Consider the following 17411-nt stretch of genomic DNA (forward strand, 5'->3'; position numbering starts at 1 on the left):
ACCGGGGCCCCGCGGGGTCCCGGTCGGCGGGGTGATCGCAGCCGCCGCGGTCCTGTTCACCGCGACGTCCATGCCGCTCGTGTGGCGCGCCCTGTCGGTGCCGGAGGTCTTCCATGAACGCATCGGGCTCGGGACGTTCGCCGCGCCGACACTGGCCGGCTTCGCGTTCAACACGATCCTGCTGGCGATCGTCGCCGGCCGTCTTTCTCCACGGCACACCGAGGTGCGGGAAGCGGCATTCCGTCGCGCGTTCGGCGTCCTCAGTCTGGTCCGAATGCGCGCGGAAACGCGTCAGGCCTCGTTAGCCCTGGCCGATGGATGCGCTCGTCTGGTGCCGAGATCTTCGAATTACACCGGTGGCGACCGTGTCAGGCGCGCGGCGATCCACCCGCCCGTTTGCGGGTCTCCAGTTGTGCGCGGTCGTTTCGCGTTTCCCTTTCGACCCACCGGCCACCGCGTCGAGAACCGAGGACATCGCCCATGACCGACCCGCTTCGCATCGACATTCCCCTCGTCCTCCCCGAGGTGACCGACGCAGCCGATCGCTGTGTCGGCCGGCTGCTCGCCGACCTGCAGGCGCGAGAGGGCGTTTCTAAGGCGCACGTCGTTGCGGCGACCGAGTTCACGCCCCCGCAGCTGTGCGTGCATTACGACCCGGCGGTGCTGACGCTGCCGCGGATCCGTCAGCTGGTGAGCGCGGCGGGTGCACAGGTGGCGGCGCAGTTCGGGCATGCGACCTGGCAGGTTGGCATGCCGCACGCCCGACGGGCGCGCACCCTCACCGAGCACCTGCGGTCGATCCCGGGGGTGTTGGATGGTGCGGTCGGCGCGAGCGGCGTGGCGCGCGTGGAATTCGATCGAACCGTCAGTTCGGAGCAGGCCATTCGCGTTGAGCTCGAGCGCCTGGCGGGTGACAGTGGCACGTCGGGTGCGATGGCAGCGAGTCGACAGGCCGCGGCCGCCGCGCCCGCGCAGGGCACGCACGGCGCGCGGAACGGGCACTCCGATCATGCGGCGCACGATGAACTCGACGCGCACGACACGACCAACACGCACGACAGGGGCGACGCGCACGGCCATTCCCACGGCGACGGCGGCTTCTGGTCGGGGACGGAATTGCACTTCGCGCTGGCGTGCGGTGCGCTGCTCCTTCTCGGCTTCCTACTCGAGCGCTTCGCGGCGGTGCCGTCTTGGATTCCGCTCGCCGCCTACGTCGGGGCCAATGCATTCGGCGGCTGGTTCACGGCGCGCGAGGCGATCGACAACCTGCGCATGAAGCGGTTCGAAATCGACGCGCTCATGCTCGTGGCGGCAGCGGGCGCAGCCGCACTCGGCGAGTGGGCGGAGGGCGCCCTCCTGCTGTTTCTCTTCAGCTTCGGGCATGCCCTCGAGCATTACGCCATGGGGCGCGCGAAGCGGGCGATCGAGGCGCTGGCCGAACTCGCGCCGCGGACCGCGACCGTGCGGCGTGGCGGGGCCTTGGTCGACATCCCCGTGGAGGAGCTCGCGCTCGGCGACGTCGTGGTCGTCAAGCCCAATTCCCGCCTGGCGGCCGACGGCTTCATCGTCGCCGGCGACAGCAGCATCGACCAGGCGCCGGTCACCGGCGAGAGCATCCCCGTCGACAAGCGCGCGGTGACCGACCCGGCGGCGGCCCGCGCGAATCCGGACGGCATCGACGCCGTGCACCGTGTCTTCGCCGGCACGATCAACGGAAGTGGCGTCATCGACATCGAGGTTACGCGCAAGTCCAGCGACAGCGTGCTCTCGAAGGTGGTCCGTATGGTTAGCGAGGCGGAGACGGAGAAGTCGCCGACGCAGCGCTTTACCGACCGCTTCGAGCGCATCTTCGTGCCGGCCGTGCTCGTGCTTGCGGTGCTGCTGCTGTTTGCCTGGGTGGTGGTGGACGAGCCCTTCCGGGAAAGCTTCTATCGCGCGATGGCCGTGCTGGTGGCGGCCAGCCCGTGCGCGCTGGCGATCGCGACGCCGAGCGCCGTGCTGTCCGGCATCGCCCGTGCGGCGCGCGGCGGCGTGCTGGTGAAGGGCGGGGGACCGTTGGAGAACCTCGGCTCGCTGTCGGCCATCGCCTTCGACAAGACCGGCACGCTGACCGAGGGAAAGCCCCGGATCACCGATGTGGTCCCGGTTCGCGGCGTGGACCCCGCCGAGCTACTCCGCGTGGCGGTAGCGGTCGAGAGCCTCAGCGATCATCCGCTGGCTCGCGCGATCGCGACCGACGGGCGCGCGCGCCTCGGCGGCGCCGACGTGCCCCCGGCCACCGACCTCGAAAACCTCATTGGCCGCGGCGTCAAAGCGCAACTCGCGGGCGAAACGGTCTACATCGGCAAGGCCGAGATGTTCGGCACGGATGGGATCGCGCCGCTGTCGGACGAGATGGCCGCCGCGATTGCCGCGCTTCGGGAGCAGGGGCGCACCAGCATGGTCGTGCGTCGCGGCCGCGACGACCTCGGCGCGATCGGCCTCATGGATACGCCCCGCGAAGCAGCCAGGGCGGCGCTCGCTCGGCTCAAGGCGATGGGCATCCGGCGGATGATCATGATCTCCGGCGACCATCAGAAGGTGGCCGAGGCCATCGCCCGGGAGGTCGGGCTGGATGAGGCCTGGGGCGATCTGATGCCACAGGACAAGGTCGAGGCGATCAAGAAGCTGAGGGCCGAACAGAAGGTGGCTATGGTCGGCGACGGCGTCAACGATGCGCCCGCCATGGCTAGCGCGACCGTGGGCGTGGTGATGGGCGCCGCCGGGTCCGACGTGGCGATGGAGACCGCCGACGTCGCACTGATGGCCGATGACCTGTCGAACCTGCCGTTCGCGGTCGGGCTCAGCCGGAAGACCCGCGCGATCATCCTGCAGAACGTGTACGTGAGCCTCGGCATCGTCGCCGTTCTCGTTCCCGCCACGATCTTCGGATTGGGCATCGGGCCCGCGGTAGCGGTGCACGAGGGCTCCACGCTGCTGGTCGTGTTCAATGCGCTGCGGTTGCTTGCCTATCGGGAGGCCGCTCGATGAGCCGGCGAGGCGGATACGTGCCGCACTCGGCCCTTCGAATGGCGTCGGGCCGGCGAGCCTGCCCGCACGGCTGCCCGATGAACCGGGCGGTGTCATGAACATGCCCACCGACCTCACGGCTGCACTGGCGGCGGAGTTCGCTATGCCCGGCGCTTCGGTCATGCTGGTCAGCAGCCTTCGAGTGCTGCTGGCGGCGGTGCTCGGCGGCGCCATCGGGTACGAGCGCGAGAAGAAGGAGCGATCGGCAGGGCTGAAGACTCACATCCTGGTGTCCGTTGGTTCGGCGCTGTTCGTGATGGCGCCGCTCTACGCAGGCGTTTCGCAGGCCGACAACACGCGGGTCGTCCAGGGCGTGGTGTCGGGTATCGGTTTCCTCGGCGCCGGCGCGATCCTCAAGCTGCAGCGGGACATGCGTGTCGAAGGGCTGACCACCGCGGCGAGCATCTGGCTCACCTCGGCGATCGGCGTCGCTGCCGGGCTCGGCAATGCGCTCCTGGCGATCATCGCCACGGGCGTGGCTCTGTTCGTGACCGCCGTGATTCCGCGCCTGGTCCCCGATGGCGGCCGGAAGTGAGTGCGGTGGACAGGCGACAAGCGACGTGACGGAGGAAGCGATCCATGGGTAAGGCATGTTGCGGGCCCGGGCCCGACGTCGAACGCCTGCAGGCGGAGCAGCGGCGGGCGCTCAAGATCGTGCTCGCGATCAATGCATCTACCTTCGCGATGATGCTGGTCGCGTCGCTGGCGAGCGGATCGGTGTCCCTGTTGTCGGGTGGGCTGGACAACCTGGGCGATGCGCTGACGTACGGCGCAAGCCTCGCTGTCGTCGGCCGCCCGGCCCCCTGGAAGGCGCGAGTCAGCCTGCTCAAGGCGGCGTTGATCCTCGCTGCGGCAATGGGCGTCGCCGTCCAGCTCGCCATCCGCATCGGCGAGCCCTCGGCCCCGGCACTGGACACGATGTCCGTGGCGGCCGTACTGAACCTGGCGGCGAACGTCTATTGCCTGCGACTGCTCACACCCTTCCGGCATGGCGACATCAACATGGCGTCGTCCTGGGAGTGCTCCCGCAACGACGTGATGGAAGGCGTCGCCGTTCTGCTGACGGCGGGCGCGGTCTGGCTGACCGGCTCCGGATGGGCGGACATCGTGGTCGCCGCCGCGCTGCTGGTGCTGTTCCTCAGGTCCGCCATGCGCGTGACGCGCGATGCGTGGGCGGAACTGCGGCGTGCCTGACCGGCCGGAGGCGAACGGAAGCGGTGCCGGCGGACCGGGCCGCGCGCGGGGCGCTCCGGACGAAGCGAAGGACGTGCCTGCGCTGCGAAGCGGCCTGATCTCTCTTCACAACAATGTGAGCGCTGTATGGACACCCGAAAAGTTCGGTCCGCGATGGTCTGGCTGCTGCTCTCGGCGGCCGTGATCGCAATCGACCAAGGGAGCAAGGCCTGGGTACTGACGCACCTGCCCGAATACACTCCGGTTCCCGTCATCGACGGCCTGTGGAACTGGTACCGCTCGTACAACACGGGCGCGGCCTTCAGCCTTCTGAGCGACGCCGGCGGGTGGCAGCAGGTGTTCTTCAGCGTGTTGGCGATGGTGGTTTCCGTCGCTCTCGGCATCGCCCTGAAGCGACTGCCGCGCGCCGACTGGCGGCAGGCTGCGCCATATGCGCTCATCATCGGTGGCGCGCTGGGCAATGCCGCCGACCGGATCGCGCGCGGACACGTCGTGGACTTCATTCAGTGGCATTGGAAGGACTACTACTGGCCGTCGTTCAACCTGGGCGACGTGGCCATCGTGGTCGGCGTGGTGGGGCTCGTCCTTTCAGAGGGCGTGTCCGCGCGACGCCAGCGGTCACCGGGCGCGCGGCGCGCGGGTCGGTGACGATGCGAGCGAGCGTTGGTAAGCGAGGGCGACGCGCGAGTAGCCCCGCGCGCCGACGCCGCGCGACCCGCATGGCGGCACGGCGGCGCCAGAAGCGGCAGGTACGCGCAGACGCCGCGCCGCGCTGGGGTACGCCATCGCTCACGAGCCATCTAAGCGCTTGATACAGAAAGATAAAACAGCGTTTGTGCACTGTTTTTACACGTATCTCGGCTGACCCCCGGCCGTAGGACTTGTCCTATTGACGCTCCCGTCCAGAGACCACGCTGCTCGTTCAAAAAAATCTCGGGCAAGCCCTTGATCTAGCAGACAAAAATGCAATCTGTTGTGTAGTTTCGCGCGTATCTCGGCTGTACCCCCTATGGGCTTTCGCAGGTCACGGTCGTCTTCAAGGACGGTACCGACATCTTCTTTGCCCGCCAGCAGGTGGCCGAGCGACTCCAGCAGGTGCGTTCGCAGCTGCCCGGGGGGATGGAACCCGAGATGGGCCCCATCGCAACGGGCATTGGCGAGATCTTCATGTACACCGTGGAGGCCGATGCCAAGGCGCTGAAGAAAGACGGCACGCCCTACACCGCGACTGACCTTCGAACGCTGCAGGACTGGGTCATCCGCCCGCAGCTGCGCAACACACCCGGGGTCGCCGAAGTCAACACGATCGGTGGGTATGAGCGCCAGATCCACATCACCCCGGACCCGGCCCAGCTGGTCGCGCTCAATCTGACGCTGCGGGACGTCGTTTCGGCGATCTCGGCCAACAACCAGAACGTGGGCGCCGGCTACATCGAGCGCAACGGCCAGCAGTTCCTCGTCCGCGTGCCCGGGCAGGTCGGGGACCTCGATGCCATCCGCAGCATCGTGCTCGACCGGCGCGGTGGCGTCCCGATCCGGGTAGGCGATATCGCCACGGTGGCCGAGGGGCGCGAGCTGCGCTCGGGCGCCGCGACCCAGAACGGGCACGAGGTGGTCGTCGGCACGGTCGTGATGCTGGTCGGCGCCAACAGCCGCGAGGTCTCGCAGGCGGCGGGTGCCCGTCTGGAGGCGGCCAATGCCAGCCTGCCGGAGGGCGTGCGCGCCGAGCCGGTCTACGACCGCACGGCCCTGGTCGACCGCACCATCCATACGGTCTCCAAGAACCTGATCGAAGGTGCGTTGCTCGTCGTCGTCGTGCTGTTCCTGCTGCTCGGCAACATCCGGGCGGCCCTGATCACCGCAGCTGTCATCCCGCTGGCGATGCTGTTCACCATCATGGGAATGGTGCGGGGCGGCGTGTCGGGCAACCTCATGAGCCTGGGCGCGCTGGATTTCGGCCTCATTGTCGATGGCGCGGTGATCATCATCGAGAACTGCCTGCGCCGGTTCGGGGAGATGCAGCACAGCCTCGGCCGGAAGATGACCGACGAGGAACGCTTTGATGTCACGGCCTCCGCCACGGCGGAGGTGATCCGGCCGAGTCTGTTTGGCCTCGGCATCATCGGAGCGGTGTACCTGCCGATCTTTGCCTTGAGCGGGATCGAGGGGAAGCTCTTCCATCCGATGGCGATCACGGTGGTCCTCGCGCTGACCGGCGCGATGATCCTGTCGCTCACCTTCGTTCCCGCCGCGATCGCCGTCTTCCTGAATGGCAAGGTCGAGGAAAAGGAGAACCGGCTCGTGGCCTGGGTCCGGCGCCGCTATAAGCCGATCCTGGCGTGGGCACTCCGACGCCGTATGGCGGTGATGGCCGGCGCGGCCGCGCTGGTGGTGCTCTCGGGCCTGCTGGCGACCCGCCTGGGCTCGGAGTTCATCCCCAACCTGGACGAGGGGGACATCGTCATCCAGCCCATCCGCATCCCCGGCACCAGCCTGACGCAGGCGATCGGAATGCAGGAATCGCTGGAGCGAACGCTGGCCGGCTTTCCGGAGGTCAAGCGCGTCTTCTCCAAACTGGGCACCGCGGAAGTGGCGAGCGACCCCATGCCGCCGTCCATGGGCGATACATTCGTGATCCTCAAGCCGCGTGAGGAATGGCCGGACCCGCGAAAGCCCAAGCAGGAGCTCATAGAAGAGCTGGAAGAGGCGCTCGAGGCGATCCCCGGCAGCAACTACGAGATCAGCCAGCCCATTCAGATGCGGACGAACGAGCTCATCTCGGGCGTGCGCGCCGATGTGGCGGTCAAGATCTATGGCGATGATCTCGAGCAACTGGTTCGCACGGGTGCGCAGATCCAGCGGGTGCTCGCCTCGATTGATGGCGCCGCCGACGTGAAGGCCGAACAAGTCACAGGCCTTCCGCTGCTGACAGTGACGCCCGATCGCGCTGCGCTGGCGCGCTACGGGCTCAACCCGGGGGATGTGCAGGAGACCGTGGCGACGGCCATTGGCGGCGAGGTCGCCGGTCACCTCTTCGAGGGCGATCGTCGCTTCGAAATCGTCGTTCGCCTGCCCGAGGAGCTGCGCCTGGATCCGGCCGCGCTGCTCGATCTGCCGATCCCGCTTCGCGAGGCCGAGCCGGACGAGTCCGCACTGGATGCGCGCTGGGCTGCCGGCACCCCCAAGACCGTGCCATTGCGTGAGGTTGCACAGATCGACACCAAGCCCGGACCGAACCAGATCAATCGCGAGAACGGAAAGCGACGGATCGTGGTGACGGCCAACGTGCGTGACCGGGACCTCGGCAGCTTCGTCAAGGAGCTGCAGGGACGCGTCCGTGCCGACGTCAAGCTGCCCACGGGCTACTGGGTGGACTACGGCGGCACGTTCGAGCAGCTGATCTCGGCCAGCCGCCGGCTGGCAATCGTCGTTCCCGTGACCTTGGTGATCATCTTCGGCCTGCTGTTCATGGCGTTTGGATCAGCGAAGGACGCGGCGATCGTGTTCAGCGGAGTGCCGCTCGCGCTCACGGGCGGCGTCGTCGCGTTGGCGCTGCGTGGCATCCCGCTTTCGATCTCGGCGGGGGTGGGCTTCATCGCACTGTCGGGCGTGGCCGTACTCAACGGCCTGGTCATGATCGCGTTCATCCGCAAGCTGCGGGAGCAGGGCGACCCGCTGGACAATGCGATCGTAGACGGTGCGATCGGTCGCCTGCGCCCTGTCCTGATGACAGCGCTCGTGGCCTCGCTTGGGTTCGTGCCCATGGCCCTGAATGTCGGGGCCGGCTCGGAGGTTCAACGTCCACTCGCCACCGTCGTGATCGGCGGGATCGTGTCGTCGACCCTCCTGACGCTCATCGTGCTGCCAGCGCTCTATCGCTGGTTGCACAGGGACGGCGACATTCGCCGAGTTCCAGCGAGCTAGTCTGTACCCTTCGACACCCGGCGGGCTTTGGCCCGCCGGGTGCATGCAGGGTCGGCCTGCGTAATACTTAGGGCATGACGACCCCTGAGCAGCTGGCGCGCCTGCAGGCGCGAGCGATCGAGAATCCCATGGAGGAGCCTGCGTTCTTCCAGGCGCTGCTCACGGCCGTCCTGTACGTCCACCTCCCGCTCTCGGACGACAGCGGAAAAGTGCGACTGATCTGCTTCACGCGGCCGGACGGAATCACTGTGATTCCGGTCTTCAGCGACGACGTCAAAGCACATGCCGCAGCACGAGGCGCTGCAAGGGTAGTCGCCGTGGTGGGACGAGAACTCTTCGAGTCAGCACCGGGCGCCACATGGATGCTGGACCCCAATGACGTGAGTTGCACGCTCTATCCAGAAGAGATCGTGGCGCTGCTCCGCAGTGGCTGCGTGCCGATCGTTCAGCGGCACGACGCTGGCGATCCGACTGTCGTCAGAGCAGCCAGACCGGAAGATGCGTGGATCGGCGAGGCCGCTGTACGCGCCGCCTTGTCGTTCAAGGCGATCAGCGAGGTATATCTACTTGAGGTGGCGCGCGAGGAGCCGCAACGCACGTCCGGCTTGCTCGTCGTCCTCGCGGTGAGCCAGCTCTATTCGGAGCAAGCCGTGAGGGCTGTGGGGGTCGCCCTGGTCGCGTGCCCGCAGGTACCCCGCCTCCCTGTGGATGTCACTGTCTACGATTCGGGTGAACCTCCGGAGTGGCTCGTCGCGTCACACATTGGTCCGCTGTGGCACCGCGGATACGATGGAGCATCGAGTCAAGCTTCGTCTAATGATCGATAACGACCTCAGAGCCCGGCAGACCCTTGCAAAAGCGGCGATTCGTGCCGCTGAGTGGCTGGGTCTCGATCAGGAAGCTATCGCCGCCCTGCTTGGGAAGCATCGATCAGAGCAACAGCTTCAGCTCGAGCCAGCGACCGGTGAATGGTGCAACGCCTTAGCGCTGATCGACATTGCAACTCGGCTTGAACGTCTAGCGGGGGTTAGGAGCGGCGAGAACATGGATGCGTGGCCCGAATCTCGAGCTCGGGCAGCCGCCTATTCGGGTAATTGCAGCGCCGACAGGGCTCGATTCCGTCCGCAACTACCTAGGGCGCGTGGATCGCTAACAGCTTTACGCGCCGAGGACGTGGTGCCATGCGCCGCGAACCGCTGCCCACACCGGGCCCGTCAGCAGCAGGTACCCAGCTGCCGCCAATGCCAGCCCGAGAGCCAGAATCCCCCGAACCACATTGAGGATCACGCGCTGGTCCCGAATCCGCGCGTCCAGAGACGCGAAGACGTCGTCAAACGTCGCCGTGGCGTCCGGGTGTTCGGTTCGCAGCTTCGTGCGCTGACGGTCGACCTCGCCTGCCACGACCGAGACGGTCTTCGTCTGGTTTCGGATCATGAGGAACAGCAAGCCCGCAAAGACGAATGCACCAAGCAGGACAGCACTGTTTGCCCAGAAGATGTCGTCTACGCTGGCCGTTCTCTTGAGCTGTGTGGCGACGATGACAGTCGCAACCGGGATCGTAAGCAGCTGACTCTGGATGTCGGTCAGTGTCTTGTGGATCTTGCCCGTGTACTCCAGTCGCGCCTCTTCGAGCTCACTGCGAATCTTCTGATACGAGAAGTTCGACGCAAAAAGCCGGTAGCCCGCGAAGAAGCGATCGGCGAGCTTATCGAGATTCGCCAGCAAGACGCGAAAGCGCCGATGAAGCGGCTCTGCCTGCGCCATGGTGACGATCTCATCGCCAAGGATCGCGAGCTTCTGTTCCCTATGAAGATCCTGCGCGAATGCGTCCCTGAGTCGATCTATCGCCGACGCGTTGAGTGCCTCAAGTTCCGCCGCAGAGTAGTCAACCGGGACAACGAACTTGCCGTCCTTTACGAACACCAGCTGCGCGTGCTCACGATCTAGGTACGCAGCGCTTTCCGCCATTAGACCCACGAGCGTCAGTACCGCCCGATAGCGCGATAGAAGATCCTGCGAAACCGCGGAGCTAGCGCCGTTAAGGAAGTACTCTCGGGGTTCTGCCACGCGCGCGCGGGGAAGCTTGAGAAGAGCGCTCAGGCTGGAGAAAAACAGACCAAGGCCGCCACGAGGGGGTCCCACGGCGATGCGCAGGGTCTGGCCGACGAGAGGCTTCGTCAGATCACCGTGCATCAGCGACAGACCCGAGTCGTCCAGGTTGAAGTCGTCGAGGGCTACCGTAATGGCGTGAGCAACTTCAGGACTTTCCACGCGCAACTCCGCCTCCCCGGTCGCAGAGTCGTAGCTCCACGCCGAGTAGATCGTCTTGAGGTGCGCGAAGGAAAGCCGTTGGCTCATTCCGGACTCTCTTCCCGCAAACGAGCCAGAAGATCGGCTGGGAGGTCCCGGAAGGTCAGGGTTTCCTCCTTGCGGTCGAACACGACGTCGCCTTCCTGAAGCGCCTGCCGTTCGAATTCGACTTTCCAAACCCCCCGTCGCCCACCTGAGAACTTCACGAGGTCGCGTAAACCCGACTTATGAGGGACAAAGCCCGCTGATAGCCCGGTAGCCGGATCTTCCAGGGTGGCAACAAGTTCAAGTGGCGCCCGTGGCCAAAGCCGGTTCGAGAAATGCTCGACCTCGAAAACATCTCCTGACTGCGCCAATGCGACACAGATGTCGTTCGCATCCTTGAGGAAGGCGGTGCGCTCCGCATCGTCCATGCCTTTAGTCGTCGCGAAGTTTCGCAACAGCGCCGTGAGCTTCTGCGTTTCCTTGAGGGCAACGATAGTCGTGTCGCACCCCAGGAACAGCTTGAAGTAATCAGATACATCTTTACCGGTACCCCGAAGGAAACTGACATAGCGCTCCGCGCCCGCCTCCAAGCCCGTCAAGTTGACCCGGCCGGCATACCGGAAGCTCTTCATATTCAGATAGCGCGCCTCAGCCATATCCTTGGCTTCGTTGATGGCTGCGCCGACCTCTTCGGTCAGCACGGCGATCAGGAGCGCTCCATCGCCCTCCGGCTCGATGATGTGTGCGATCAGTACGTGGCCGCCGGTCGCGCCAGGCTGCTGGTCTGCGCGGTCCCGCAGGGTCCCCAGCATGTGATGGGTCAACGAGACGAAGTCGAGACTCTTCTCGATGGCGTAGAGGCGAATCCAGCCCGGAACGGGCACATTGTCGGGATCGTCGACGAACCGACCGTGCGACTTCGAGGCACGGCGCCGATACTCGAGTGCGAGCGTGTCGATGACGCGTTGGACAAGTGGGGTGACCGCGAGCTGCGTCTGTCGCAGATCGGTCGTCGCTGGGCCGTGCTTGGTCTTGATCAGGTCATGCACGATGACTTGTTCAACCCGTACCGAAGGCTCAGCTACAGCGTCCATAGACTCGGATCTCTATTCAGGTTTCCCAAGCATACGGGAGGGCGTCGCTAGGACCGAGACGTTCACGGCGCGGCCTCATCAGCTGCGAAGGCTGCCTAGGCGAACACATTGGGCGTCTGGACCTAGATGCTTGAGCTTGGAGAGATCGCACAGGGTTCAGTCACGAGCGGGCTCTACCTTAAACAAAATGTCTGGAAGGGAGCTTGCTAACATAGGCTCGGGCAAGACCGTGGTCGCGGCGATGGCGGCGCTGCTGGCGGTCGGCAGCGGAAAGCAGGCCGCGCTGATGGCGCCGACCGAGCTGCTGGCCGAGCAGCACCTGGTGAACCTGCGCGGCTGGCTCGAGCCGCTGGGCGTGCGCGTGGCCTGGCTGGCGGGCAAGGTCACCGGGCGTGCTCGCGCGCAGGTGCTGGCCGACGTCGCCTCCGGGGCCGCGCAGGTCGTGGTCGGCACCCATGCGCTGATGCAGGAGGGCGTGGCCTTCCGCGACCTGGCCCTGGCCATCGTCGACGAGCAGCACCGCTTCGGCGTGCACCAGCGCCTGGCCCTGGTCGACAAGGGCGCGAGCGAGCATCGCCAGGCGCGCAGCGTTCCGCACCAGCTGGTGATGACCGCCACGCCCATCCCGCGCACGCTGGCGATGGCGGCCTATGCCGACCTCGACGTCTCCACCATCGACGAGCTCCCGCCCGGCCGCACGCCGGTGACGACGGTGGTGCTCGGCGCCGACCGGCGCCCCGAGCTGGTCGAGCGCATCCGCCGCGCCTGTGCCGAAGGCCGGCAGGCCTACTGGGTGTGCACGCTGATCGACGAGAGCGACGAGGTCGTCGCGCGCGCCGCGCAGACCACGTTCGACGAACTCACCGCGCAGCTGCCGGAACTGCGGCTTGGGCTCGTGCACGGCCGCATGCGCCCGGCCGAGAAGCAGGCGGCCATGCTCGCGTTCAAGAATGGCGAGACCGACCTGCTGGTGGCGACGACGGTGATCGAAGTCGGCGTCGACGTGCCCAATGCCTCGCTGATGATCATCGAGAACGCCGAGCGCCTCGGCCTGTCGCAGCTGCACCAGCTGCGCGGCCGGGTAGGGCGGGGCAGCGCGGTATCGAGCTGCGTGCTGCTCTACCAGCCGCCGCTGTCGCAGATGGCGCGCGAGCGCCTGACGACGATGCGCGAGACCAATGACGGCTTCGTCATCGCCGAGCGCGACCTCGAACTGCGCGGCCCCGGGGAACTGCTCGGGACGCGGCAGACGGGCCTGGCCGAATTCCGCGTCGCCGACCTGCAGCGCGACGCCGACCTGCTGCCGCGCGTGCAGGCGCTGGGCGAACGCATCGCGGAAAGCGCGCCGCAGCTGGCCGAGCGCATCGTCGCGCGCTGGGTGGGCGGCGCGGTGCGCTATGCCTCGGCCTGAGTCGCATAATCGCCCGATGAACGACCGCATCCCGCTCCTGATCGACACCGACCCCGGCGTGGACGACGCGCTGGCCCTGCTGATGGCCTTCGACGACCCGTGGCACGAGGTCGTCGGCCTGACCATCGCCGCCGGCAACGTCGGCCTTCGCCATACCGTCGCCAACGCGCTCAAGCTCTGCGAGGTGGCCGGCGTCGACGTGCCGGTCTACGCGGGCTGCGCGTCGCCACTGCTGCACCCCGCGCGCGACGCCGCCTACGTGCACGGGCGCGACGGCTTCGGCGACACGGGCTACGAGCCCGCCACCCGCGAAGCTGCGGCCGAGCACGCCGCGCTCGCGCTGATCCGGCTCTCGCACGAGCACGCCGGGCGGCTGCTGCTGGTCGCGCTGGGCCCGCTCACCAACATCGCGCTCGCGCTCAAGCTCGACCCGACGCTGCCCGAGCGCATCGGCCGCTTCGTCGTCATGGGCGGCGCGGTCACCGCGCACGGCAACATCACGCCGGCGGCCGAGTTCAACGTCGCCTTCGATCCCGAGGCCGCGCACATCGTCTTCGAGGCCTTCGCGCGCATCGATCTGGCCGACTGGGAGGCGACGGTCGCCCATGGCTTCGCGCACACGGGCTTCGAAGCCTGGCTGCGGGCGGACAGCCCGCGCGCACGGTTCTACGACGCGATCTCGAAGCAGACGCGCGAATGGTCCAGCGACCGCCGCGGCGATCACTGGCATTCGGCCGATGCGCTGGCCATGGCCTTCGCGCTGGAGCCGGACGGCGCGCTGGAACTCATCGAGCGGCCGGTGGCGGTCGAGCTGGAGGGCCGCCATACGCGCGGCGCGACCGTGGTCGACTGGCGGCGCGAGGGCGGGGCGGCCGACAACTGCCGCATCCTGCTGCGCTACGACCAGGCCCGCTTCGAGGGGCGCATTCGCCGCGCGCTGGCGGCCGGCTGAGCCGCGCCGCCCTCACGTGGCTTGCACGGGGCGAGGGGCGCCCGTATACTGCCGGGCTCCCCGAATCCGATATTGGTGAATGCCATGAAGGCCGGCATCCATCCCGAGTACCGCGAAGTCGTCTTCCAGGACGTCACCACGGACTTCTCCTTCCTCACCCGTTCCACGCTCGCCTCGAAGGAGACGATCAAGTGGGAGGACGGCAACGAGTACCCGCTGGTGAAGGTCGACATCTCGTCGGCCTCGCATCCGTTCTACACGGGCAAGCACAAGATCGTCGATACCAGCGGTCGCGTCGACAAGTTCCGCAAGCGCTACGCGCAGAAGTGACGGTCCGGCCGGGCGCACCATCGCGTCCGGCTCCACGGATCGCCATCCCCGCCGGTGCGGGGGCGCCGGTGCCTTGAGAAAGCCCGCCTCGGCGGGCTTTCGGCTTTTCCGTGCCGGCCGCATCGACGCCAGCTCGCGCTGGGCCGCGCACGGTATCGCGTCCGCCGGCGCATGGGCCGGGGACGTCGCAACGAGGTGGCGCGTGCGTACGGTCCGTTCCGCGCGCGCGATCCATTGGACCTTCGTCGACGCCTGCCTGCGGTGGCGTATGTGCGATAATCCGCGGCTTGCGGCGAGCCCGCGAAAGCCCTTCCTCCTCCAGCCGCGGCTACGTTGCCGCCCGCCTCATAGGAGCGTTCCGTGTCCGAGACCAACAGCGGCCTGCAGCAGGTCACCCTGACCGCCGGCGACGCCAACGTGACCCTGCCCGTGCTGCATCCCACGCTGGGCGCGCCGTGCATCGACATTTCCAGGCTGCCGAAGGAAACCGGCGCTTTCACCTACGACAACGGCTTCACCGCCACGGCGAGCTGCAAGTCGGCGATCACCTACATCGACGGCGATGCGGGCGTGCTGCTCTATCGCGGCTATCCGATCGAACAGCTGGCCGAGAAGTCGAGCTTCCTCGAAGTCGCCTACCTGCTGATGAACGGCGAGCTGCCGAGCAAGCAGGAGTTCGACAAGTTCGAGCACGAGGTCACGCATCACACGATGATGCACGAGGCCTTCCGCACCTTCCTGTATGGCTTCCGCCACGACGCGCATCCGATGGCGATGCTGGTGGGCATGCTGGGCTCGATGGCGAGCTTCTACCACAACGAGCTCGACCTCGAGGATCCGGAGCAGCGCCGCCTCGCCGCGATCCGCCTGATCGCGAAGGTGCCGACGATCGCCGCCGCCTGCCATCGCTACTCCATCGGCTGGCCGATCCGTTACCCCAAGAATTCGCTCGAGTACACCACGCGCTTCCTGCACATGATGAAGGAAGTGCCGGCCGAGCCGCTGGAACTCGACCCGGTCGCCGCCAAGGCGCTGGACCTGCTCTTCATCCTGCACGCCGACCACGAGCAGAACGCGTCGACCTCGACGGTGCGCCTGGTCGGTTCGACCGGCGCAAACCCGTACGCCTGCATCGCCGCCGGCGTGGCCGCGCTGTGGGGCCCGGCGCACGGCGGTGCCAACGAGGCGGTGCTGAAGATGCTGGCCGAGGTCGGCCGCCCGGAGAACGTGCAGACCGCGGTCGACCGCGCGAAGGACAAGAACTCGGGCTTCCGCCTGATGGGCTTTGGCCACCGCGTCTACAAGAACTACGACCCGCGCGCGGCGCTGGTGCGCAAGATGACGCACGACGTGCTCGGCAAGCTGGGCATCAACGACCCGCTGCTCGAGGTCGCGATGAAGCTCGAGGAGGCGGCGCTGAAGGACGAGTACTTCGTCGCGCGCAAGCTCTACCCGAACGTCGACTTCTACTCGGGCATCATCTACAAGGCGCTCGGCATCCCGGTCGAGATGTTCACCGTGATGTTCGCCATCGCGCGTACCGCGGGCTGGGTCAGCCACTGGCTGGAGCAGCAGAACGACCCGGAGAACAAGATCGGCCGTCCGCGCCAGATCTACACCGGCGCCACCCAGCGCGACTACGTGGGCGTCGACCAGCGCTGAGCATGCGCGCCGACGCGTTCAACGTCACGAAGCCGCGGCCCGCCCGCGGCTTCGTCGTTCCGGGCGCCGCGTTCGCGGCCTTCAAGTGGTGCGTGTACGCGTTGCTCGCGCTCAACGTCGCGCTGTACGGCTTGCATGGCACGCCCGTCGAACAGCTCGACACCGGTGCCTGGGTGGTCCTCCTGCTGCTGTTCGAGTGGGAGACCGGCGGCTGGCCCATGGGCAGGCGCGGCCGCATCGCGGCGCATGGGCTTCGCATGCTTGCATCGCTCGCGGTGATGTCTTCCTGCGTCGCCTACGCGGTGCAGCGCGAGTGGCTGGACCTGGCCAATTCCCTGACATGGCTCGCGGTGGTCGTCGCGTTCGAGCTCGAGGTGCGGGTCTCGCCCGCCCGCCGACACTTCCATCGCGCACGCCACGCGATCACGCTGGGCCTGTATGTCGCGCTGGCGTCGTTCCTCGTCGCCTGGCTGGCGATGGGCCTTGCCGAAGGCGGCCCCGGCACCTGGCTCGACGCCTGGGACGCGGCGCTGTGGCTGCTCGCCTTCGCCGCCATCGAGCTCAATGTCTTCGGCTGGGCGGGCCACGCCGCCGGCCACCGGCGCGTCTAACGCGGCTCGCCGGTGGCCCGGATCGACGGCCCGAGCGGGCGGGAATCCGGTGACCTGACCTGCACCGGCGGGCGGCCCCCGCCGCTTCACCCCGGGGCGTCGATCCGTCCGGTCAGGTGTAGACGGCGTCGCCGCTGCCGGCCCCGGCCAGGAGCTGGCGCACCTGCGCCGCGCTGGCACGTCGCATCGGCTTCTCGTCGACGGGCGACAGCGGCGCCTGGCGCAGGACGTCGAGCGGAAGCACGGTCACGTCGAAGGGCAGGCCGTCGGCGCTGAAGACCCAAGTGGGGAATTCGCCATCGCGATGCCGGTCCAGCCGCAGCCGGCGGCTGCGGGACTGCGCGGGAACGTCGTGCTCGTCGAAGAAGCGGCCCACGGCATCGGCATCGTCGGCGTGCAGGTGCAGCATCACCGGCGACCGCGCGTCCGCCGTGCCTTCGAGCACGGGGCCGACCAGGCGGGGCTCGAAGTGGCGGAAAAAGCGCATCGCCTCGAGGGCCGCCTCGCGCCGGCGCTGCAGCTCGTCGGCGACGTCGCGCCCGAACAGGCGCTGGTACTGGCGCAGCGCGGCCTCGATCTCGCTGTTGCGCGGCAGCGAGGCGTCGTCGCGGATACCCAGGCGCTGCGCTGCCTTGAGCTTGGCCTGGTGGTAGTCGGCGATGCCGCTTTCGGCCATCAGGCGCGCGGCTTCGCCCGCGAGGCGCTCACGCCGCTCGCGGAGCCGGGACTGGGCATGCTGGTGTGCGTGCTGACGGGCAGGGCGCATGGCGGGGCTCCGTGGCAGGCGAGGCGATGGACCGCCGCCGGCCGAGGAGCCGGCCCGCGCAAGCTAGCACGCCGCCCGTGGTCGCCGTGGTCGCGGGTGCGCC

13 protein-coding genes and 3 pseudogenes are annotated in these 17411 nt (G+C 67.5%); 13 read left to right on the top strand and 3 right to left on the bottom strand.

What is annotated here, in order from left to right; genetic code table 11:
* Positions 1-31 precede the first annotated feature (31 nt).
* From EYQ95_RS15065 to EYQ95_RS27175, 8 genes and pseudogenes are all read left to right on the top strand, one after another.
* On the top strand, positions 32-484 hold the full coding sequence (locus EYQ95_RS15065) for a hypothetical protein (protein ID WP_132328044.1): 453 nt from the start codon (positions 32-34) through the stop codon (positions 482-484).
* On the top strand, positions 481-3030 hold the full coding sequence (locus EYQ95_RS15070) for a heavy metal translocating P-type ATPase (protein WP_132328045.1): 2550 nt from the start codon (positions 481-483) through the stop codon (positions 3028-3030). The genes EYQ95_RS15065 and EYQ95_RS15070 overlap by 4 nt, the downstream gene beginning before the upstream one ends.
* 94 nt (positions 3031-3124) lie before the next feature.
* A complete protein-coding gene (locus tag EYQ95_RS15075; RefSeq protein ID WP_207916460.1) occupies positions 3125-3604 on the top strand; it encodes an MgtC/SapB family protein in 480 nt (159 codons plus the stop codon).
* A gap of 44 nt (positions 3605-3648) precedes the next feature.
* Positions 3649-4263 carry a cation transporter gene (locus EYQ95_RS15080; protein WP_072756231.1) on the top strand — a complete coding sequence of 205 codons (615 nt, stop codon included), beginning with the start codon at positions 3649-3651 and terminating at the stop codon, positions 4261-4263.
* A 126-nt stretch (positions 4264-4389) separates the two neighbouring features.
* Complete coding sequence (gene lspA, locus EYQ95_RS15085) at positions 4390-4911, top strand: signal peptidase II (RefSeq protein WP_072756230.1); 522 nt, start codon at positions 4390-4392, stop codon at positions 4909-4911.
* A gap of 360 nt (positions 4912-5271) precedes the next feature.
* Positions 5272-8251 (top strand): annotated as a pseudogene (locus EYQ95_RS15090) (efflux RND transporter permease subunit); the annotation flags it as partial.
* A gap of 10 nt (positions 8252-8261) precedes the next feature.
* On the top strand, positions 8262-9014 hold the full coding sequence (locus EYQ95_RS15095; protein ID WP_132328046.1) for an SseB family protein: 753 nt from the start codon (positions 8262-8264) through the stop codon (positions 9012-9014).
* Between the two features lie 218 nt (positions 9015-9232).
* Positions 9233-9340 (top strand): annotated as a pseudogene (locus EYQ95_RS27175) (antitoxin Xre/MbcA/ParS toxin-binding domain-containing protein); the annotation flags it as partial.
* Positions 9341-9345: 5 nt separating this feature from the next.
* On the opposite strand, the gene EYQ95_RS15105 reads toward EYQ95_RS27175, so the two are convergent.
* Positions 9346-10545 (bottom strand): hypothetical protein, encoded by a 1200-nt coding sequence (locus tag EYQ95_RS15105; RefSeq protein ID WP_132328048.1) that lies wholly within the window; start codon positions 10543-10545, stop codon positions 9346-9348.
* Positions 10542-11576 (bottom strand): nucleoid-associated protein, encoded by a 1035-nt coding sequence (locus EYQ95_RS15110; protein ID WP_132328049.1) that lies wholly within the window; start codon positions 11574-11576, stop codon positions 10542-10544. The genes EYQ95_RS15105 and EYQ95_RS15110 overlap by 4 nt, the downstream gene beginning before the upstream one ends.
* Positions 11577-11784: 208 nt before the next feature.
* On the opposite strand from EYQ95_RS15110, the pseudogene EYQ95_RS15115 reads away from it, so the two are divergent.
* The 5 genes and pseudogenes from EYQ95_RS15115 to EYQ95_RS15135 form a co-directional block, all read left to right on the top strand.
* Positions 11785-12987, top strand: a pseudogene (locus EYQ95_RS15115) (ATP-dependent DNA helicase RecG); the annotation flags it as partial.
* A 16-nt stretch (positions 12988-13003) separates the two neighbouring features.
* Positions 13004-13939: a nucleoside hydrolase gene (locus EYQ95_RS15120; RefSeq protein ID WP_132328050.1), complete on the top strand. Its 936-nt coding sequence runs from the start codon at positions 13004-13006 to the stop codon at positions 13937-13939.
* 84 nt (positions 13940-14023) lie between these two features.
* On the top strand, positions 14024-14269 hold the full coding sequence (locus EYQ95_RS15125) for a type B 50S ribosomal protein L31 (RefSeq protein ID WP_132328051.1): 246 nt from the start codon (positions 14024-14026) through the stop codon (positions 14267-14269).
* Positions 14270-14629: 360 nt separating this feature from the next.
* Positions 14630-15931, top strand: a complete 1302-nt coding sequence (locus EYQ95_RS15130) for a citrate synthase (protein ID WP_132328052.1) — start codon at positions 14630-14632, stop codon at positions 15929-15931.
* 2 nt (positions 15932-15933) lie between these two features.
* Entirely contained in the window at positions 15934-16542 is a 609-nt protein-coding gene (locus EYQ95_RS15135) for a hypothetical protein (protein ID WP_132328053.1), read from the top strand.
* A gap of 112 nt (positions 16543-16654) precedes the next feature.
* Here the strand turns inward: EYQ95_RS15135 and EYQ95_RS15140 are convergent, their stop codons facing one another.
* A complete protein-coding gene (locus EYQ95_RS15140; protein ID WP_132328054.1) occupies positions 16655-17308 on the bottom strand; it encodes a hypothetical protein in 654 nt (217 codons plus the stop codon).
* Between the last annotated feature and the right edge of the window lie 103 nt (positions 17309-17411).

It is taken from the genome of Lysobacter sp. N42, assembly GCF_004344885.1.